The sequence below is a fragment of the Streptomyces sp. NPDC039609 genome (genome assembly GCF_055596705.1).
Genome location: NZ_JBVIUJ010000006.1, coordinates 545,076 through 564,307, shown reverse-complemented (window position 1 = coordinate 564,307; position 19,232 = coordinate 545,076). Strand labels below are relative to the sequence as shown.

The window sequence follows — 19,232 nt, the reverse complement described above, 5'->3', positions numbered from 1 at the left end:
CTACAGCCCCCTGCGGGGCCCCGGTGGCAGTGCCGCCGGGGTGTGGTGCTGGGCCGACCACGCCGACGGATACGTTCCGTACCGGCTTCCGTGCCCGGACCCGTGCCCGTGGAGCCCCGAACTCACCGGCGTGCCGAACGACCGGAAGCTCAGATCGTCCTCGCCGCTGCGATCTCCCGGGAGAGCCCGGAACGACCGCCGGTACTCCGAGTACAGGGCGTCGTAGATCGGCGTGGCCGACTGGCCCGACGTGACGTCCTGCGCCGGGCGCATGGAGGGGATCTGACTCGGAAACTGCGGGCGGAGTGGGTCGTATGTGTGCACATACGTGCCAACGACCTCGTGGTCCGTCGGATGCGGGCGGCTCTCGGAAACCGACGGCCGCCGCGGACGGGGCACGACCGGAACCCAGGGGCCGTACCCCGGTGTCCCTATGCCGGTGCGCCCGTGCTCCCTCACGTGCCGGCCAGCGGCATCGCGGCAGCCACCAGCCGGCCGTTGGCCGCCGCCTTCTCCAGGGCGTCGCGGAGCAGGTCCTCGCGCGGCTGCTGACCGATCGAGCCGACCGGGGCGGCGAACACCAGGACCGTGTGCGACTTGTTGGCCGCCGCACGCCAGCCCTCGGTGACCTGGAGCGGCTGGTGCGCCTGCCACCAGGCGGCCTGGCCGGTGCCGCCCGTGCCCGGCTGGAGCACGGAGTGCAGCTGGCCCATGGCGACGAGCACGGACCAGCCGGGCAGCACGCCCGGCTTCTGGTTCACATCGGAGATCGGCATGAAGCCCTGCTCGATCAGGAGGGGCAGGAACTCGTCGCTGAGACCGTCCGAGCCCGGGCGGGCGACCGGCGCGGTCGGTTCGACGACCAGCGCCGGGTGCAGCTCGCCCTCGATCAGCACGAGACCGCTGGTGACCCCGAGGACGGCCTGCTCGGGGTGGGCAGCGCCGAGCGCGTCGGCCGCGTCCGTCGCGGCGATGGAGCGGACGGCGCCCTGGAGCTGCTCCTCGGCGACCTGGACGACCTGGGACGGAATGCAGCTGGCGTGGGCGAACGCCAGAACGGCGGTCTCCTCGCCGACGAAGAGCACCGTACTCGTGCGCTCCTGCTCGGAGTCGCCCGGCGTGCGGCAGGAGGTGCAGTCGTAGCTGCCCGGGGCGTTGTCGCCGGCGAGCAGCCGGTCCGCTTCTTCGTCGCCGATCTCGGCGCGTACGTCCTCGCTGACGTCGAGCATGCGCGGCACGGGGGGCTCCCTGGACTCGGTGCGTGCGACGCCGGGCGGTTCCCGGCTCGTCTCATGACGAGTTCAACGGGGAAGGCTCGGCCGGGGTCACGCGTACCGGTCCGGCAACTTGTGTGACTCCGACCGGGTGGGGGATGCGGGCCGCCCCGCGCGGCACGGCGTCGGCGCACGGTTGCGCTGCCTAGCCTGCCGCGATGTCGAAGATCAGATTGTGGGCAGCCGGAGCGTCCCTCGCCGCGCTGATGGCCCTCGTCCCGGCGCCGGCCCAGGCACAGGTAACGCACCTGCCCGACGCCGCCGCCCCCGCCTGCGCCGAGGACCAGTGGCCGTGGGGATGCGTCGCCGAGTGCGAGAGCAGCGGCCGGTGGAACCTCGACACCGGCAACGGCTACTACGGCGGACTCCAGTTCTCGCAGCCGACCTGGATCGAGCACGGCGGTCTGCGCTTCGCCGCGCGCGCCGACCTGGCGACCCGTCAGCAGCAGATCACCGTCGCGGAGGAGCTCCTGCGCACCCAGGGCTGGGAGGCCTGGCCGGTCTGCTCGACGCGGTATGGACTGAGCGGCCGATTCCACACGGTCCAGGCGGGCGACACGCTGAACACGATCGCCCAGCGGTTCGCGATCGCGGGCGGCTGGGAGGCGCTGTACGCGGCGAACCGGAGCCTGATCGGGCCGGACCCGAACCGGCTCGTGATCGGGACGATGCTGCGCATCGCGCCCCTCACCGTCCGGCGGTGAACTCCGCCGCCTCCCCGCTGAACGCGAGAGAACCGCGTCGCAGTTCGTGGAGCAGCGTGCCGGGCGGCAGCCCGGGCGGGGGGCGCTGCTCGGCGAGGACCACGGCGGCGCCGCCCGCCCCCGCGAGGGCGGCGAGGAGCGCGTACGTACGGGAGGAGACGGCAGGGGACATGCCGAGGGACGGCTCGTCGACCAGGACCACGCGGGCGGGGGTCAGCAGGGCCCGGGAGAGGGCGAGCATCCGGCGCTCGCCGCCGGAGAGGGTGCCGGCGCGACGGGCGAGGAGGGGGCCGAGTTCGGGGTACGCCTCCAGGGCCCGATCGGGGTCCCCGGGGGCCAGGTTCTCGGCGACGGTGAGCGTCGCGTACACCGCCCGGAGATCCGGTACGAAGCACAGGCCGTGCCGGGCTCGGTCGTGGGCGTGCAGCCGGGTCACGTCCGCGCCGCGCCACATGACCCGGCCGGAGGCCAGGGGCACGGTGCCGGCGAGCGCGCGCAGCGCGGTCGTGCGGCCGGAGCCGTTGCGGCCGACGAGGACGGTGACGGTGGCGGCGGGGGCGGGCAGGTCGAGACCGTGCAGGGCCTCCAGGGGGCCGTAGCGGACGCGGGCGGCGCGCAGGGCGATCTCGACGCTCATGACACGATCCGGCCTCCCTCCATGGTGTGCACCGTGTCGGCGATGCCGGCGACGAGGTCCGGGTCGTGCTCCACAACGAGGAGGGTGAGGCCGTCGGCGGCGAGGGCGGCGAGGACCCGGGCGAGGGCGTCGGTCTCGGCCGCGTCCAGACCGGCGGAGGGCTCGTCCAGGAGGAGGGTGTGCGGGCCGCCGGCGAGCACGCGGGCCAGCTCGACCCGGCGCAGGGTCCCGGTGGGGAGGTCGGCGGCGGGGCGGTGGCGGACGGCTCCGGCGAGGCCGAGGAGGCGGAGGGCCTGTTCGGTGGTGGCGGGGGAACGGATGTGGCCCTGCTCGGCGCCGAGGCGGACGTTCTCCTCGACGGTGAGGGAGGGGAACACGGCGAGCTGCTGGAACGAGCGGGCGACACCGAGCCGGGTGCGGGCGTGGGCGGGGCGGGCGGTGATGTCGGTGCCGTCGAGGGTGACGCGGCCGCCGGTGGGGCGCAGGGTGCCGGCGAGACAGTCGAAGAGGGTGCTCTTGCCGGCGCCGTTGGGGCCGACGAGGGCGGTGACGTGTCCGGGGGTGAGGGCGAGGGTGACGTCGGTAAGGGCGGTGAGGCCGCCGGGGTAGGTGAGGGTGAGGTGGTGGGCGGCGAGACGGGCGGGGGCCGGCGCGGGCCGGAGGGGACGGCGGGGGTGCGGCCGGGCTCCGCCCGGCTTGGGATTCCTGTCCGCACCACCCGCAGGTCCACCTGTGGGTGGCACGGCGCCGTCGCCGGCCACTGGTGCTCGCCGGGACGGGAGCCAGGACGTCAGTGGGGGTACCCGTCCCACCAGGGCCGCCAGGACCCCCACCGTGGCCGCTGCCACGCCGCCCCTCGTGCCGGCGTCCAGGGCTACCAGGAGGGCCGCCGCGGCCAGGGGGGAGAGAAGGCTGTCGGCGCCCAGGACGATGATCGCGGCGAACCAGAGCAGGCCGCGGACCGGGTCGTAGGCCTCCGGGTCGAAGGCGCGCAGGCCCATGCCCAGCAGGCCGCCGCCCAGGGCCGCCAGGGCCGCGCCCAGGACGAAGGCCAGGAGCTTGAGAAGGCCCACCCGTACCCCGGCCGCCTCCGCGCCCGGCTCGTGGTCGCGCAGCGCGGCGAGAGCGCGGCCCGTGCGGCCACGGCGCAGCGCGGCGACCAGGAGCAGACAGCCGCTCAGGACCACGAGTTCCAGGGCGTAGTAGCCGCGGTCGTCCGAGAAGCCCGCCGGGCGGCCGAGCTCCAGGCCGGCGGTCGCGTACGGCTGCGCGAAGACGAACCGGCTCACCGCCACCCCGACCGCCAGCGTCGCGAGCGCCAGGGCCAGGCCGTGCCGTCGGATCGCCGGCCACCCGGTGACCAGGCCCAGCGGTGCCACGAGCAGCACCGCCAGCCCGAGCGCCACCAGCTCCGGCAGCCCCCCGGCCGCGAGGAGCGCCGTGAACAGGGCGCCCAGACCCGCGTATGCCGCCTGCCCCAGGGCGATCTGCCCGCCCCGGCCCGTCACCACCACCAGCGACAGCAGCACGATCGCGAGCGCCGGCACCTGGACCGCGGTGTGCAGGTCCGTGCCGGCGAAGCCCAGCGGCAGCAGGAAGAGCACCGCGACCGTCAGCCACACCCCCGGCGGAGTGCGGGGCGCGACGGCCGGCGCCGGCAGCGCGTCCTGGCCCCGCCCGCCGACCCCCGGCAGGACCAGCGCGGCCACCAGCAGCGCAAGGACGAACAGGTTCGCCCCCACCGCCTGCACCAGCGGGCCCGCCCAGCCCTCCGGATGGAAGCGGGTCAGCTGCGCCTGCGCGACGCCCAGCGCGAGCGCGGTCACGATCGCGACCGGCAGGCTCCGCATCCGGGCCACCACCGCGACCGCGATCACCTCGATGACCAGGAGCGGCATCCCGTACGGGTCGAGCCGTACGTACGGGGCGAGCAGCACCCCCGTCAGCCCGGCGGTGAACGAGCCGAACGCCCAGCCCGCCGCCGACACCCGGTCCGCGTCGATCCCGCCCAGCATCGCCAGCGGCCGGTTGTCGACCACCGCCCGCAGCTCCCGCCCGAACCGGGTCCACCGCGTCACCGCCCCCACCGCCCCGGCCAGCAGGACCACCGCCGCGAGCTGGGCCCACGGATCGTCGCCCAGCAGCACCGGCGCGTCCGCGCGTGCCCCGCCGCCCCACACCAGCGCCGCCCCGCCGACCAGCAGGACGAAGACCCCGATGGAGGCCACCAGGGTCTGCGCCGGATTGGAGCCGAGAAGCGCCAGCGGCCGGAAGACGGCCCGGTCGAGGACCAGGCCGATCCCGGGAGCGACCACGAGCAGGGTCAGCAGCGCGCCGAGAGGCAGCGGCCAGCCCCACTCGACCACCAACTGCCGCAGGACGTACGCGCAGACCATGGCGATCGCGCCGTGCGCCAGATTGAGCACGCCGGTGGCGCGGTACGTGACGATCAGTCCGATGCCGGTGAGGGCCGCGGCGCTGCCGACCGCGAGTCCGGCGAGCGTGAGGTCGTACGTCAGCGAGGCCACGGCTCACACACCGGACAGGGGTCGAGCTCCGCGTCCCCCGCCGGTTCGGCGTCCTCCCTGCTCGCCACCAGCGGGCAGTCGGGGCGGTGCGCGAGCGTCCCGCCAGGCACCCGAACCGGCGGCTCCTCCGACGACGGCGACGCCGGCTCCTCAGGAGCCTCGGGAGAAGGCGCGGGCCCGCGCACCGGAATCCGGCCGGCCGCCCCGACCAGGACCGCCCCGGCCACGATCAGCGCGGCCCCCGGCACCGTGCACGAGGCGAGATAGGGCAGCTGGCGCTCGGCGAAGCGCTCGCCGGAGATCCCGTACCACCCCAGGACGCAGAGCACCGCGCCCCCGGCGACCGCCGCGAGGCCGCCCCACAGCAGTACCCGGGATGTCGGCACGGGTCCTCCCTCGCTCAGGCCCCCCGACCGCCTTGCCCCCGAATGCCCCATTCCTTTGCACTATGCCCGGAACCGGCCCACCCTGGAATCATCAGGCCGCCCGGCCTCGACGGACACCCGGTGGTGAGCCAGATGGTTCTCAGGCGACACGGTGGACCCACTCGCCCTCGCTCTCGTCTCGCGGCCCTGGCGGCCGTCTCGGTCCTGGTGCTCGGCCCGGCCCTCGTGGCCTGCGGCGGCGACGGAGGCGGTGAGTCGGACTCCCCGGAGCCCGCCGCGACCGCGCCGTCCGACCCGGCCGCGGCCAGGGCGGAGATCACCGAGAACTGGACCGCCTTCTTCGACCCGGACACCCCGGCGGCCGAGCGGGCGGAGCTGCTGGAGAACGGCGAACAGATGCGGCCCGCCCTTGAGGCGCTCCTGACCAACGACGCCGCGTCCCAAGCCACGGCGAAGGTCAAGACGATCGAGTTCACCTCGCCGAACGACGCGAACGTGACCTACGACCTGCTGGTCGCCGGATCCACGGCCGTGCCCGACGCCAAGGGCGCGTCGGTCTTCCAGGACGACACCTGGAAGGTGTCCGTGAAGACCCTCTGCGGCCTGGCGCAACTCAGCGGTGCGACCGTTCCGGGCTGCTGAGACCCCTGCGGCGCTGCTCCTCGCCGGGCTGCTCGCCCTGACCGCGGCCTGCGGCAGCCGACTCCCGGAGCGCGCGTTCGAGACGCGGCCCACCGCCACCTTCCCCTCCGGCGGTGAGCCGCTCCGCATCGGCGTCATCACCAGCGCCACCAGCCCTGTCGGCGGCGACGCCTTCACCGGCACGCGTGACGGCGCCCGTGCCTGGTTCGACGCCCTCAACGCCCGCGGAGGTCTGAACGGACGCCGCGTCGAGGTCGTCACCTGCGACGACGGCGGCAGCGGTGTCGGCAACAACGAGTGCGTGCACAAGCTGCTCGACGAGCGGAAGGTCTTCGCCCTGGTCGCCACCACCGCGCTCGACTACGCCGGAGCCCCGCTCGTCGCGAAGGCCGGCGTCCCCGACATCGGGGGCCAGCCGCTCACCCCGGCGTACGACACCTATCCGCATCTGTACGGGATCTACGGCAGCCTCGCCCCGCGCACCGGAAAGGCACCCGGCTGGGACGGGGTGCTGTACGGCGGGACCGAGGTCTACCGCTTCTTCAAGCGCGAGCACGGTGCCCGCACCGCCGCGGTCGTCGCCTACAACCAGGCCGCCTCGACGGCGTACGCCCGGCTGATCTCCGACGGCCTGCGGGCCGAGGGATACAAGGTCGTCGACGAACAGGTGGACTTCGCCCTGCCCAACTTCCGCGCCGTGGCCGCGGATCTGAAGGCGCAGGGCGCCGACCTCGTCTTCGACGCGATGGACACGCACGGCAACGCCCAGCTCTGCGAGGCGATGGAGGCGCTGGACGTCCGTGTCACCGCCAAGGTGACCAACGTGCAGAACTGGTCCTCGACCGTGCCCCGCGACTACGCCGCGTCCCCGGCCTGCCGCGAGGCGCTCTTCGTGACCGGCGCCAGCCGCAACTACGAGGACACCGGGCATCCCGCGGTACGGGAGTTCAGGGCGGCCATGGGGGACCGGCCGCTCTCCCAGTGGCAACTGGAGGGCTGGGCGGCCGCCATGTGGTTCACGGACGCGGCGCTGTCCTGCGGCGACAAGCTCGCCCGCGCCTGCGTCGAGGAGTTCGTCAATCGGCCGGAGCCGTACACCGCCCGCGGACTGCTGCTGCCGGTCCGCTTCGAGAAGCTCGCCGAGCCGCCGAAGACCCGTCACACCTGTCTGTCCGTGGCCCGTTGGCAGGACGGTCGGGGCTGGGTCAGCCAGGGAGAGATGACCACGAACTGTGCCACGGTTCCTCAGCTCGGCTACCGACCGTGAAGCGAGCGCCGGGCGGGCAGTACAGTCGCCACAGTCCGACCACTTCACCGGGGGGAACCGGAAGCCCGATGCGCATCTCCTTTCTGCTCCACAACGCCTACCACATCGGCGGAACCATCCGGACGACGTTCACCCTGGCCCAGGTTCTGGCGGAGCGTCACGAGGTGGAGATCGTGTCCGTCTTCCGGCACCGCGACGAGCCGATCCTGGGCCTGCCCGCCGGAGTGACCCTGCGTCACCTCGTGGACCTGCGGAAGGACAGCCCCGGTTACGACGGAGAGCACCCGGAATTCGCCCGGCCCGCCACGGTCTTCCCTCGCGGCGACGGCCGGTGGAAGCAGTACAGCGCGCTCACCGACGCCCGCATCGGTGAGCATCTCGCGGGCGTCGAGGCCGACGTGCTGGTCGCCACCCGCCCCGGACTCAACGTCCACCTCGCCAAGCAGGCCCGGCGCGGACCGGTCCTGGTCGGCCAGGAGCATCTGGTGCTTGCCGGGCACACCTTCCGGCTGCGCCGCGAGATCCGCCATCAGTACGCGCTCCTGGACGCCGTCACGACGGTCACCGAGGCCGACGCCCGCGCCTACCGGTCCCGGCTGAAGCTGCCGGGCGTCCGGATCGACGCGGTGCCCAACAGCGTGCCCGCGCCGAGCGTGGCGCCCGCCGACCCCGCCGCGAAGATCGTCGTCGCGGCGGGCCGGCTGACCCGGGTGAAGCGGTACGACGTGCTGATCGACGCGTTCGCCGAGGTGGCGGCTGCCCGGCCGGACTGGCAACTGCGGATCTACGGCACCGGGGACGCCGTCGACGACATGAGGGCCACGCTCGCGCGGCGCATCAAGGACCGCGGTCTCGAGGAGAACGTCTTCCTCATGGGCTGGGCCAACCCGATGGAGCAGGAGTGGGCGAAGGGCTCGATCGCCGCCGTCACCTCGCTGCGCGAGTCCTTCGGCATGACCATCGTCGAGGCGATGCGGTGCGGACTCCCGGTCGTCTCCACCGACTGCCACGGCCCCCGCGAGATCATCGAGGACGGGGTCGACGGCCGTCTGGTGCCTGTCGACGACGTGGCCGGGATCGCCCGGGCGCTGCTCGACCTCATCGAGGACGACGAACTGCGCGCCAAGACAGCGCGCGCCGCGCTGACGGCGTCCGAACGCTTCGACCCGGTGCGCATCGCCGCCCGCCACGAGGAGATCTGGTCCGAGCTCGCGGCCCGCGGCGCGAGCCGCCGCACGCACGGCGGTCTCGGCGAGGCCGTCCACCGGGCCGTCGGCGGCGCGATCGACGCCGTGTACGAGCTGAAGCGCCGGGCCGGAGTCCTGGTCCGCCGCTTCCGCTGAGCGGGCGCCGGGCGCCTCAAGGCCGGTCGGGGTCCCGTTCGGTCTGGTTGTCCGGGCGCTGTTCGGTCTGGTCCTGGGTCGGCTCGGCTGTCGGGGGCTCGGTAGATCCGGCTGTCGGGTCCCGTTCGGTCTGGTTGTCGGGGTCCCGGTAGACCCGGCTGTCGGGTCCCGTTCGGCCCGGTTGTCCGGGCGCCGTTCGGCCTGTTCGGCCTGGTTCCGGGTCGGCTCGGCGGTCGGGTCGCCGGTCGGTCCGGCCGTCCCGACGCCCCTCGGTCTCGGGTCGGCCCGCCGTCGGGCGACGTGTGTACCGGCCGTCGCGCGGGACGGGCCGGCCGGGCTTCCGAGGCCGCCCGGCCGTCGCGCCGTACGAGCGCCGGGCCTCGTGCAGTCGAGGACCGTAGCTGTCCTCGACTGCTGGCAGACTCGGGCACATGTTGGAGACCTCCGCACGACTGCTGCGTCTGCTCTCGCTGTTGCAGGCCCACCGCGAGTGGTCCGGGGCCGACCTCGCCGAGCGGCTCGGGGTCACCCCGCGGACCGTGCGACGGGACGTCGACCGGCTGCGCGAGCTCGGCTATCCGGTCAACGCCAGCCCCGGGACGGGTGGCGGCTACCAGCTCGGTGCCGGAGCCGAGCTGCCGCCGCTGCTGCTCGACGACGACGAAGCCGTCGCCGTGGCGGTCGGGCTGCGCACGGCTGCCGGCCAGGGCATCGAGGGCATCGGCGAGACCTCCGTACGCGCCCTGGCCAAACTGGAGCAGGTGCTGCCGGGCCGGCTGCGGCGCCGGGTGAGCACGCTCAACGCCTTCACGGTGCCGATGCTCCGCGCCCCGCAGGCGCAGGTCGACCCAGCCGTCCTCACCGAGCTCGCGAACGCCTGCCGGGACAGTGAGCGGCTCCGTTTCGAGTACCGCGACCACGGCGGCACGGCCACCCGCCGTACGGTCGAGCCGCACCGCCTCGTGTGCACCGAACGCCGCTGGTACCTGGTCGCCTGGGACCTCGACCGCGCCGACTGGCGTACGTTCCGGGCCGACCGGATCGAGCCGAAGCCGCCGCACGGCCCCCGCTTCCCGCCCCGTGAGCCGCCCGCCGAGGACCTGGCCGCCTATGTCTCGGAGGGCGTCTCGACGGCGGCCTACGCCGCCGGGGCAACGATCCGGCTGCATGTCCCGCTCGCCGAGGCCGTCCAGGTCGTCGGGCCCATGGACGGTGTCCTGGAGGCGGACGGGGACAGCTCCTCCCTGCTGCGCACGGGCGCGGGAAGCCTGGAGTACCTCGTGATCCACGTGATGATGCTGGGCCTCGAGTTCGAGGTCGTCGAGCCGCGCGAGCTGGACCACTGGATCCGCAGCGTCAGGGACCGGCTTTCTCGCGCCCTGGACCGCTCTGACCGCTCGGAGCACTGATCCGGGCCCGCTCCAGGGCCACGAACTCCGGGTGGTGCAGATCGAACGCCGGCGACTCGGAGCGGATCCGCGGAACGGCGTCGAAGTTGTGGCGGGGCGGCGGGCACGACGTCGCCCACTCCAGCGAGCGCCCGAACCCCCACGGGTCGTCCGCCTCGACCTTGTCCCCGTACAGGGCCGTGCGCCAGACGTTGTACAGGAACGGCAGCGTGGAGGCGCCGAGCAGGAACGCGCCGATGGAGGAGACCGTGTTCAGCGCCGTGAAGCCGTCGGCGTCCAGATAGTCGGCGTACCGCCGCGGCATGCCCTCCGCGCCGAGCCAGTGCTGCACGAGGAACGTGGTGTGGAAGCCCACGAAGAGCGTCCAGAAGTGGACCTTGCCCAGCCGTTCGTCGAGGAGCTTGCCGGTGAACTTGGGCCACCAGAAGTAGAAGCCGGCGAACATCGCGAAGACGACCGTGCCGAAGACCGTGTAATGGAAGTGGGCCACGACGAAGTACGAGTCGGTGACGGCGAAGTCCATCGGCGGCGAGGCGAGGATGACGCCGGTCAGCCCGCCGAAGAGGAACGAGACCAGGAAGCCGACCGACCACAGCATCGGGGTCTCGAAGGAGAGCGAGCCCTTGAGCATCGTGCCCGCCCAGTTGAAGAACTTCACACCGGTCGGCACGGCGATGAGGAACGACAGCAGCGAGAAGAACGGCAGCAGCACCGCACCCGTGGCGAACATGTGGTGCGCCCACACCACCACCGAGAGACCGGTGATCGCCATCGTGGCGCCGATCAGGGTGGCGTAGCCGAAGATCGGCTTGCGGGCGAAGACCGGGATGATCTCGCTGATGATGCCGAAGAACGGCAGGGCGATGATGTAGACCTCGGGGTGGCCGAAGAACCAGAAGAGGTGCTGCCACAGCAGCGCCCCGCCGTTCTCCGGCTGGAAGACCAGCGAACCGAACCGCCGGTCCGACTCCAGGACGAGCAGCGCCGCGGCGAGCACCGGGAACGCCACCAGCACCAGGATCGTGGTGAAGAGGATGTTCCAGGTGAAGATCGGCATCCGGAACATGGTCATGCCCGGCGCGCGCATGCCGACGATCGTCGCCAGGAAGTTCACCGAGGTCAGGATCGTGCCGAAGCCGGAGAGCGCGAGCCCCATGATCCACAGGTCGGGGCCGATGCCGGGGGAGCGTTCCAGGCTGTTGAGCGGGGCGTACGCGGTCCAGCCGAAGGCGGCGGGCCCGCTCGGCACGAGCAGGGAGCCGATCACCATCAGGCCGCCGAAGAGGAACAGCCAGTACGAGAACATGTTCAGCCGCGGGAAGGCGACGTCCGGGGCGCCGATCTGGAGCGGCACCAGCTCGTTGGCGAAGCCGGCGAAGGTCGGCGTCGCGAAGAGCAGCAGCATGATCGTGCCGTGCAGGGTGAACGCCTGGTTGAACTGCTGGTTGTCGATCAGCTGCTGCCCGGGACGGGCCAGCTCGGCCCGCATCAGCATCGCCATGAGCCCGGCGGCCAGGAAGAAGACGAACGAGGTCACCAGATAGAGGTGGCCGATCTTCTTGTGGTCGGTCGTGGTGAGCCAGTCGATCAGGACCCGCCCATGCCGTTCCCGAGGTGATTCGACGGCCGCGTGCGCGGTGTCGATGCCCATCGATGCCTCCGGTGCTCCGATCGTCCGGACATGATGCGCGCCGCTGGTCCAGGAGCTGGGGAGGCGGGCCGACGGCGCTGCTCCGATCGGCCGAACGTGTGCGCATCGTGCGGGGAAATCGTGAATACCGGACGGCGGTCCTCGGCCCTCCCAATTCCCCTGGGAGGCGGGTGGGAAGGAATTCCGAAGGCCTATCTGCGGCCTGCGCGAGGGGGCCTGCAATTGCCGGATATTCGGCCGGAAAGCGCCCTCTCGGGTGACGGCGCTCGTGTCAAACATATGTCGAGAAGCTGTGACACAAGCGTGACCGGTAAGGGACTAACGTGAGTTGCATGACACCGAAGCAGACCTCTCCCGTACCGCAGGACGACTATGTGGGGCTGGCCCGGGAGCGGGCCGAAGAGCTCGCCAGGGACCAGGGCTGGAGCGTGGTGCGGTCCCTGCCGCCCGGCTCGATCATCACCATGGAGTACCTGGAGGGGCGCATCAACTTCGAGGTGACGGAGGGCACCGTCACCCGCTGCTGGCTGGGGTAGGTGCCTGTACGAGGGCGATGCCGGGTCGAGGACGGCGCCCGTACGCGGAAGGGCCCCGGCCGTGAAGCCGGGGCCCTTCCGCGTGCTGTCGTGACGGGCGGTCAGCCGCCGGTGAGCGGCCGTGAGTGCGGCGGGCGGCGGCTGCCGGCCGGGGTGACCGGTGTCCGCTCGGAGCGCACGGCATGGGTGGAGTGCGTGGTGTGCGTGGAGTGCGCGCGGGGGGTGGTGAGCGGCGGAGCCAGTCGCCCCTCGCCGCGCGCGGCGGACCGCCCGCTCCTGACACCGATGATCTCCCGAACCGGCTCCTCGGTCCCCGCCGGACGCTGCGGGTACATCGCGGGGCGCGGTCCACCGGTCGCGACGGGCAGCGAAGGCACCAGCCGGCGGCGGGCCCGCAGCTGCTCGCGCAGGCGGTCGCGCAGGCTCAGGATCATTGCCTCGGCCCGGGCGATCGGCGGCTCGCACCATGGCAGGGCCAGCAGGATCAGGAGGCCGGCGGCCCAGCCGAGCAGCACATCGCTCAGCCAGTGCGTACCGATGTAGACCGTGGTGAGGCCGACACCCAGCGCGACCACGGCCGAGAGGGCCGACAGATAGCGCCGGGCTCGCGGAGTGGTCGCCAGATAGGCCAGGATTCCCCAGGTCACGACCGCGTTGGCGGTGTGTCCGGACGGAAATATATCGCCGCCCGCGAAGAGCTCGGCGGAGCCGACCTGCGTCGCGTAATGGGGGCCGAGACGGCCGAGTCCGATCTTGACCGCGCCGACCGTCACGTTCAGCAGGAGCAGCGCCGCGCCGAGCGACAGCAGCGGGCGCAGCGTGTGCTGACGCCAGGAGCGCCAGCCCAGCCACGCCGCCACCATCACGGCGGTGGGACCGCGCTGGCCGAGGACGACGTAGTAGTCGAGGAAGCCGTGGATCTCCGGCCACTGCTGGTACGGCCGGAAGAGCATGATCTTCCAGTCGAGGGTCACCAGCCAGGTCGACAGGAGCACGGCCACGACGATGGCGAGATAGAACGCCAGCGTCCCGCCGAAGAGGGCGAGACGCGTGCGGGTCATCCCCGGGACCTCTATCTTCGGCGGTTCCGGCTCCCGGTCCAGCCGGGCAAAGATGTCGGTTCGCACCCAATCGACGTTACAGGGAGTGAGTAGCGACCTTGGTCGATCCGGTGTCTTCGTGATGACGATGTGATGTGGAGTAGGTCTCAGACCGGTGCTTATTCCTGGCGTACGTCTGAGAATCCGATGACCTTCCGCCCTATTGCCGCCGGGTGACTTTCCGGAAGTCTGTTTGTACACCACGGAAATGCTTCAAACGTCTGTACGCATGGAATTCCATGCGACGCGCGGTGCGGATGGAGTGGCGTACGCCACAGTCCGCGTCCCGCCGTGGTGAGAGGTGCACCACGCGCTCGGGCCCTGAACTCGCGTACGCTGACGGCTCACTCGCCCGTCGATGCCGGGCCGCCCCGAGGCCCGCGCCCCGGCCGGTGCCCACCGAGCGCGAGGGATCCATTGGGAGGTACGTACATGCAGCGGACGATCACGGCCGGAGCACGGCTCCGCGCCGCCGGCGGCGGTGCCAACCGCTGGGTCGTCCTCGTCGTCCTCTGCGTCAGCCTGCTGCTGGTCGCACTGGACGCGACCGTGCTCCATGTCGCCGTCCCCTCCCTCACCGAGGATCTGCGTCCCAGCTCCACCGCCCTGCTGTGGATCGTCGACGCCTATCCGCTGATCTGCGCCTCGCTGCTGATCCTCTTCGGCACGCTCGGCGACCGGGTGGGACGGCGGCGGGTGCTGCTCCTCGGGTACGCGCTGTTCGGCGTCGCCTCCGCGGTCGCGGCCCTCGCCACCGAACCCGAGATCCTGATCGGCGCCCGCGCCCTGCTCGGCGTCGGTGGCGCGATGATCATGCCGGCCACCCTCTCGATCCTCCGGGCGGTCTTCCCCGACCGGCGTGAGCGGGCCACCGCCATTGGCATCTGGACGGCGGTCGCCGCCGTCGGCGCCGCCACCGGGCCCGTGCTCGGCGGCTTCCTGGTCGAGCACTACTGGTGGGGCTCGGTCTTCCTGATCAACATCCCGCTGATGGCGCTGATCCTGCCGCTCGGCCGCTGGCTGCTCCCCGAGTCCAAGGGCCGCGACGACGGCCCCTGGGACGTCCTCGGCGCGCTGATGGCCGCGGCGGGCGTGCTCGGCATGGTCCTCGGCGTGAAGCGGATCGGAGCCGGCGAGAACCTCTTCGTCTACCCGACCGCCGGACCGCTGCTCATCGGGGCGGCCCTGCTGATCCTCTTCGTCCGCAGGCAGCGGCGGCGGGCCCACCCGCTGATCGACATGCGGCTCTTCTCCCGGGCCGCGTTCACCACCTCCGTCGGCTGCATCGTGCTCGCCATGCTGGCCCTGGTCGGCCTGGAGCTGATCGCGGTCCAGTACCTCCAGCTGGTCCTCGGGCTCAGCCCGCTGGAGACCGGGCTCCGGCTGCTGCCCCTCACCTTCGCCGCCATGGCGGCCGGCGCCACCGGCTCGTACACCCTGCGCCGCATCGGCCCGCGCCGAATGGTCGGCTGGGGGTTCGTACTCACCGCCGCCGCCGTCCTGCTCCTGGTGCTCATGGGTCAGCACGACCGGCCGCTCCTGCTCACCTGCGGCTTCGTGCTGCTCGGCTTCGGACTCCAGACGACGCTCTTCTCCGCCTACGAGTCGATGCTGAGCGAGGCCCCGGCGGAGAGCGCGGGCGGCGCGGCGGCCATCGGCGAGACCTCGTACCAGCTCGGCGCGGGCATGGGCATCGCACTGCTCGGCAGCGTGATGAACGCGGCGTACGCCCCCGGCCTCTCCGCCGTCCCCGGTGTTCCGGACGAGGCGAGCCGGGCCGCCGCGAACTCGCTGGGAGAGGCCTACCAGGTGGCCGACCAGCTGGGCGGCGCGGCCGGTACGGCGCTGTACCACGCGGCCCGGCACGCCTTCGTGGACGGACTGCATGTGACGCTGTTCGTCAGTGCGGGCCTGCTGCTCCTCGGCGCGCTGATGGCGCTGCGGCTGCCGCGGGTGATGGAGTGCCCGGTGGATCCGGAGGATCTGGTGGACCCGGCGGGAGGCCTGGTGGATCCCAAGAGCCCGGCGACCCCGGCTCCCGAGGAGGTACGGGTGCCTGCCACCCGCGAGCCGGTCGAACCGGCCCGCTCCGGACGTACGGCGCGCTGAGGCGCCCCGTCGCCGTCCGTTCCGGTGAACGGCGATCCCCCAGCGCTGCCGCTGGGAGGTGCCCCCACCCAGCGCTGCCGCCGGGAGGTGCTCGCCGGCTCAGCTCTGGTTGAAGAAACCGTCCTGCGCACGGCCCGCGGGGTCCCCGCTGATGATCTGGGTGTCGGCGGGGGTCAGCAGGAAGACCCGCGTCGCCACCCGCTCGATCGATCCACGCAGACCGAAGGCGAGACCGGCGGCGAAGTCCACCACGCGCTTGGCGTCGGAGGGTTCCATGGCCGTGAGGTTCACGATGACCGGGATGCCATCCCGGAAGAGCTCGCCGATGCCCCGGGCGTCCCGGAACCCGTCCGGGGAGACGGTCGCGATCCGGCGGCCCTGCTCCTGCGCCGAGTCGGACGCCACCCGGACCCGCGGGTCCGTCACCCAGGCGTCGCCGCTCTCGGCACCCTCGGCGTACTCGTCGTCGTAGTAACGCTCGTCGCTGTCCTCGACGAGTCCCAGCCAGGCACTCGCCTTGCGCACCGATCCCATGGACGCCTCCTTTCAGCGCGGTCACTTGTGGTTCCGCAATCCCTATCGTCGTCCATGATGCGGATTGCGCGCCAAGTGGATAGTCGGCGCGCGCGTGTTTCGTGACGGTACTGGTGCAGAACGTGAGGTCTGGTTTCTGGCGAATCGTCAGGAATCTTGCGGTATACGAGGCCTGACGGAGGTTCCGGAGGGGCGTGCAACTTAAAATATGAAAGTCGGGCCAGAAGGGTGACGGCCGGAGCGTACGGGTGAACGAGCGGGCTCGATACGATGTCCGCGGAGCGCTGAAGCACACGCGTACGACTCACGGGGGAGTCTCTTGTTCGGAATCGTCAGGCCCTGCACACATCGGCTCACGGACGGCCTGAAGACCGAGTGGATGGCCCATCTCTGTGGCCTCTGCCTGGCACTTCGGGCCGACCACGGGCAGTTCGCCCGGGTGGTCACCAACTACGACGGCCTCATCGTCTCCGTGCTGACGGAGGCTCAGACCGGCGCGGTCCCCGGCGGACGGCGCACCGCGGGACCCTGTCCTCTGCGCCAGATGAAGAGCGCGCCGGTCGCCCAGGGCGAGGGCGCGCGGCTCGCCGCGGCGGTCTCGCTCGTCCTCGCATCGGCGAAGGTGCGGGACCACGTCGCCGACCGGGACGGGCTGTTGGCCCGCAGGCCGGTCGCCGCGGCGGCCCGCCGGGTCGCCAGGTCCTGGGACCGGGCGGGCGCGCGTACCGGACGCGAGCTCGGCTTCGACACGGCGGTCCTGGTGGACGCCGTCGACCGGCAGACCGGGATCGAGACGCTCGCCGGGCCCGGCACACCGCTTCTCGTCGTGACCGAGCCGACCGAGACGGCGACGGCCGCGGCCTTCGCCCACACCGCGCTCCTGGCGGGCCGGCCCGAGAACGTGGAGCCGCTGGCCGAGGCGGGCCGGCTCTTCGGGCGGCTCGCGCATCTGCTGGACGCCGTGGAGGACCGTGAGGCCGACGCCGCGTCGGGTGCCTGGAATCCGCTCACCGCGACCGGCACGTCGCTGGAGGAGGCGCGCCGGCTCGCGGACGACGCGCTGCACGGAATCCGGCTGGCACTGCGGGACGCCGAGTTCGTGAACGGGAAGCTGGCGCACGTGCTGCTCGCGCACGAGCTCCGCAACTCGGTGGACCGCGCCTTCGGCACGACGACCTGCGCGCACGGGACGCCGGGACCGGGGCAGGGTCCCGTGCCCGGAAATCCGTACGCGGGCGGCAGTCCGTACGGGGGAGGCGGGAACCCTTACGGGGGTGGGGGCAACCCTTACGGGGGCGGCCCCTACGGCGGCGGGGGATTCGGCGGTCCTGGTGGTCCCGGCGGCCCTGGCGGTCCCGGCGGTCCCGGTGGGCTGCCGCCGCAGTTCGGCGGTGGAGAGCCCCCGAAGCCCAAGCCGCGCTCCTTCCTGGGTGGCTGCGCCGCGTTCACCTGGCTGTTCTGCACCTGCCAGATCTGCTGCGCGAAGGAGTACGAGGGCCCCTGGTCCCGGAAGAAGCGTGAGGGCTGCTGCCGGGACTGCGACTGCAACTGTGACGGCAACGCCTGCGACTGCTGCTGCCCCTGCGACGGCTGCTGACGGACCGTCGGAGAGCATCCGATACGTGCCGGGGCGCGTGGAGCCCCGGCACGAACCGTCACTTCGAGGGCGCCGGGATCTCCGGCGGGGAGATCCGGGACTCGGCGATCGCCGAGTCCGTCAGGCCCCACTTCTTCAGGATCCGGTCGTACGTGCCGTCCGCCTTCAGCTTGTTCACCGCCGCCTGGAACGCCGGGGCCAGCGCGGTGCCCTTCTTGAAGGCGAAGCCGACGTCCAGGCGGCGGTATTCGTTGAGGAACGTCACGTTCTCCTGCTGGGTCACCGCGTACCGCAGGCCGTTGACCGTGCTCATCAGCACATCGCTGCGGCCCTGCTGGAGCGACATCCACTGGGCGCCCAGGTCGCTGAAGACCTGGACGTCGTACGGCTTCGTTCCGGCCGCCGCGCACCGCGGCCGGTTCTTCTCCAGCGTCGCCTCGAACGTCGTACCGCCGCCCGTCGCCACGTTCAGACCGCACAGCTGCGTCAGGTCGGTGACCTTCTTCAGCGGGCTGTCCGCGCGCACCGCGAACCCCTGCCCGTCATTGATGTAGGTCACGAAGTCGATCGTCCTGCGCCGCTCCTCCGTCACCCCGAAGTTCCCCGTGCCGACGTCGTACTTCCCGCTGCCGAGGGCCGGCAGGATCGCCTCCCAGCTCACCACCTCGCGCTTCACCCGGAGCCCGAGCACCTTCGCCACCGCGTCGGTGATGTCGACGTCCCCGCCGACCAGGGTCTTCCCGTCCGGGAGGTAGGCCGCGCCGGGCAGGGTGCCGGTCGAGGAGGCGACGGAGATCGTGCCCCGCTGCCGTACGTCCGCGGGCAGCAGCTTCGCCGCCGCCTCGTCCTTCGCGATCGTCGAGACCAGGTCGGCCGTCGGCACCGCGCCCTTCTTCGCACCCGCCGCACCGGCCTGCGCGGTCGTCGCGTCGCCCGAGCCGCAGGCCGTGAGGGTGAGCGCGGCCGCGGTGATCAGGGCGAAGGCGACCGTGTGGCGCTGTGTACTGGTGAGGCTCATGGCTTCGGTGTCTCCAGGTGTTTCTCGAACGGCAGCGGGCCGATCGACTCCGGATCCGCGGACGGATCGAAGAGCGGGCGGTAACCGGCGGCCAGACAGAGGCCCTTGGCCTCGGGCCGGCGCGGGCCGGTGGTGAGGTACACGCGGGAGTAGCCGCGGTCGGCGGCCTCCCGTTCGAGGACGGTCAGCACCCTTCGTGCGAGGCCGCGGCGGCGGTGCGCGGAGTGCGTCCAGATCCTCTTCAGCTCGACGGTGTGCGGGTCGTGACGGCGGTACGCGCCACCGGCGACGGGCCGGCCGTGCTCCAGGAGCAGCAGGAACGCGCCCTGCGGAGGGGCGAACTCCTCGGGCGGGTAGTGCCGGAGGTCGGCGTCGGAGCCGTAGCGGGTGAGGTATTCGTGCGCCGGCTCGTCGAGAAGCGGGCGCGCCAAAGGGTCGTCGACCGTGGTCCGGCGCACGGACGGCGCGGATCCACGGCTGGGCGTGGAGGTCATACG

At 72.4% G+C, this 19,232-nt stretch carries 18 protein-coding genes; 8 read left to right on the top strand and 10 right to left on the bottom strand.

Annotated features, from left to right (window positions below; all coding sequences use genetic code 11):
* Both ACZ561_RS20900 and ACZ561_RS20895 read right to left on the bottom strand, forming a co-directional pair.
* Positions 1-324, bottom strand: a complete 324-nt coding sequence (locus tag ACZ561_RS20900) for a hypothetical protein (RefSeq protein WP_470997049.1) — start codon at positions 322-324, stop codon at positions 1-3.
* Positions 325-455: 131 nt separating this feature from the next.
* Complete coding sequence (locus ACZ561_RS20895) at positions 456-1,238, bottom strand: hypothetical protein (RefSeq protein ID WP_362361124.1); 783 nt, start codon at positions 1,236-1,238, stop codon at positions 456-458.
* A gap of 194 nt (positions 1,239-1,432) precedes the next feature.
* On the opposite strand from ACZ561_RS20895, the gene ACZ561_RS20890 reads away from it, so the two are divergent.
* Positions 1,433-1,978 (top strand): LysM peptidoglycan-binding domain-containing protein, encoded by a 546-nt coding sequence (locus tag ACZ561_RS20890; RefSeq protein WP_470997046.1) that lies wholly within the window; start codon positions 1,433-1,435, stop codon positions 1,976-1,978.
* On the opposite strand, the gene ACZ561_RS20885 is transcribed toward ACZ561_RS20890, so the two are convergent.
* From ACZ561_RS20885 to ACZ561_RS20875, 3 genes are read right to left on the bottom strand one after another with little or no spacing between them, the layout of a single operon-like run.
* Complete coding sequence (locus ACZ561_RS20885; protein ID WP_470997043.1) at positions 1,962-2,615, bottom strand: ATP-binding cassette domain-containing protein; 654 nt, start codon at positions 2,613-2,615, stop codon at positions 1,962-1,964. The genes ACZ561_RS20890 and ACZ561_RS20885 overlap by 17 nt on opposite strands.
* The gene (locus ACZ561_RS20880) at positions 2,612-5,143 is read right to left on the bottom strand and encodes an ABC transporter permease subunit (protein ID WP_470997040.1); all 2,532 of its coding nucleotides are present in this window, start codon (positions 5,141-5,143) and stop codon (positions 2,612-2,614) included. Before ACZ561_RS20880 ends, ACZ561_RS20885 begins: the two co-directional genes overlap by 4 nt.
* Positions 5,131-5,529 carry a hypothetical protein gene (locus tag ACZ561_RS20875; protein WP_470997037.1) on the bottom strand — a complete coding sequence of 133 codons (399 nt, stop codon included), beginning with the start codon at positions 5,527-5,529 and terminating at the stop codon, positions 5,131-5,133. Before ACZ561_RS20875 ends, ACZ561_RS20880 begins: the two co-directional genes overlap by 13 nt.
* A 132-nt stretch (positions 5,530-5,661) precedes the next feature.
* On the opposite strand from ACZ561_RS20875, the gene ACZ561_RS20870 reads away from it, so the two are divergent.
* The 4 genes from ACZ561_RS20870 to ACZ561_RS20855 all read left to right on the top strand — a co-directional run bounded on the left by ACZ561_RS20870 (position 5,662) and on the right by ACZ561_RS20855 (position 10,190).
* The gene (locus ACZ561_RS20870) at positions 5,662-6,171 is read left to right on the top strand and encodes an MTB12 C-terminal domain-containing protein (RefSeq protein WP_470997034.1); all 510 of its coding nucleotides are present in this window, start codon (positions 5,662-5,664) and stop codon (positions 6,169-6,171) included.
* Entirely contained in the window at positions 6,149-7,438 is a 1,290-nt protein-coding gene (locus ACZ561_RS20865; RefSeq protein ID WP_470997031.1) for an ABC transporter substrate-binding protein, read from the top strand. Before ACZ561_RS20870 ends, ACZ561_RS20865 begins: the two co-directional genes overlap by 23 nt.
* 68 nt (positions 7,439-7,506) lie before the next feature.
* Positions 7,507-8,781, top strand: coding sequence for a glycosyltransferase family 4 protein (locus ACZ561_RS20860; protein ID WP_470997028.1), 1,275 nt, complete (start codon positions 7,507-7,509; stop codon positions 8,779-8,781).
* Positions 8,782-9,212: 431 nt separating this feature from the next.
* Positions 9,213-10,190, top strand: coding sequence for a helix-turn-helix transcriptional regulator (locus tag ACZ561_RS20855; protein WP_470997025.1), 978 nt, complete (start codon positions 9,213-9,215; stop codon positions 10,188-10,190).
* Here the strand turns inward: ACZ561_RS20855 and ctaD are convergent.
* The gene (ctaD, locus tag ACZ561_RS20850) at positions 10,138-11,841 is read right to left on the bottom strand and encodes an aa3-type cytochrome oxidase subunit I (protein WP_470997022.1); all 1,704 of its coding nucleotides are present in this window, start codon (positions 11,839-11,841) and stop codon (positions 10,138-10,140) included. The two genes, ACZ561_RS20855 and ctaD, sit on opposite strands and share 53 nt — an antisense overlap.
* Before the next feature lie 332 nt (positions 11,842-12,173).
* Between ctaD and ACZ561_RS20845 the strand changes: the two genes are divergently transcribed.
* Positions 12,174-12,377 (top strand): proteinase inhibitor I78, encoded by a 204-nt coding sequence (locus tag ACZ561_RS20845; protein ID WP_376444433.1) that lies wholly within the window; start codon positions 12,174-12,176, stop codon positions 12,375-12,377.
* A 101-nt stretch (positions 12,378-12,478) separates the two neighbouring features.
* Here ACZ561_RS20845 and ACZ561_RS20840 read toward each other — a convergent pair whose 3' ends face one another.
* Positions 12,479-13,504 carry a phosphatase PAP2 family protein gene (locus tag ACZ561_RS20840; protein WP_470997019.1) on the bottom strand — a complete coding sequence of 342 codons (1,026 nt, stop codon included), beginning with the start codon at positions 13,502-13,504 and terminating at the stop codon, positions 12,479-12,481.
* Positions 13,505-13,909: 405 nt separating this feature from the next.
* Here ACZ561_RS20840 and ACZ561_RS20835 point away from each other — a divergent pair, with 405 nt between their 5' ends.
* Positions 13,910-15,586 (top strand): MFS transporter, encoded by a 1,677-nt coding sequence (locus ACZ561_RS20835; RefSeq protein ID WP_470997016.1) that lies wholly within the window; start codon positions 13,910-13,912, stop codon positions 15,584-15,586.
* 99 nt (positions 15,587-15,685) lie between these two features.
* Here ACZ561_RS20835 and ACZ561_RS20830 read toward each other — a convergent pair whose 3' ends face one another.
* Entirely contained in the window at positions 15,686-16,120 is a 435-nt protein-coding gene (locus ACZ561_RS20830) for a cell division protein SepF (protein WP_470997014.1), read from the bottom strand.
* Positions 16,121-16,439: 319 nt separating this feature from the next.
* On the opposite strand from ACZ561_RS20830, the gene ACZ561_RS20825 reads away from it, so the two are divergent.
* On the top strand, positions 16,440-17,717 hold the full coding sequence (locus ACZ561_RS20825; RefSeq protein ID WP_470997011.1) for a DUF5685 family protein: 1,278 nt from the start codon (positions 16,440-16,442) through the stop codon (positions 17,715-17,717).
* A gap of 58 nt (positions 17,718-17,775) precedes the next feature.
* Here the strand turns inward: ACZ561_RS20825 and ACZ561_RS20820 are convergent, their stop codons facing one another.
* Both ACZ561_RS20820 and ACZ561_RS20815 read right to left on the bottom strand, forming a co-directional pair.
* On the bottom strand, positions 17,776-18,735 hold the full coding sequence (locus ACZ561_RS20820) for an ABC transporter substrate-binding protein (protein ID WP_470997008.1): 960 nt from the start codon (positions 18,733-18,735) through the stop codon (positions 17,776-17,778).
* Positions 18,732-19,229 (bottom strand): GNAT family N-acetyltransferase, encoded by a 498-nt coding sequence (locus ACZ561_RS20815; RefSeq protein ID WP_470997005.1) that lies wholly within the window; start codon positions 19,227-19,229, stop codon positions 18,732-18,734. Before ACZ561_RS20815 ends, ACZ561_RS20820 begins: the two co-directional genes overlap by 4 nt.
* Between the last annotated feature and the right edge of the window lie 3 nt (positions 19,230-19,232).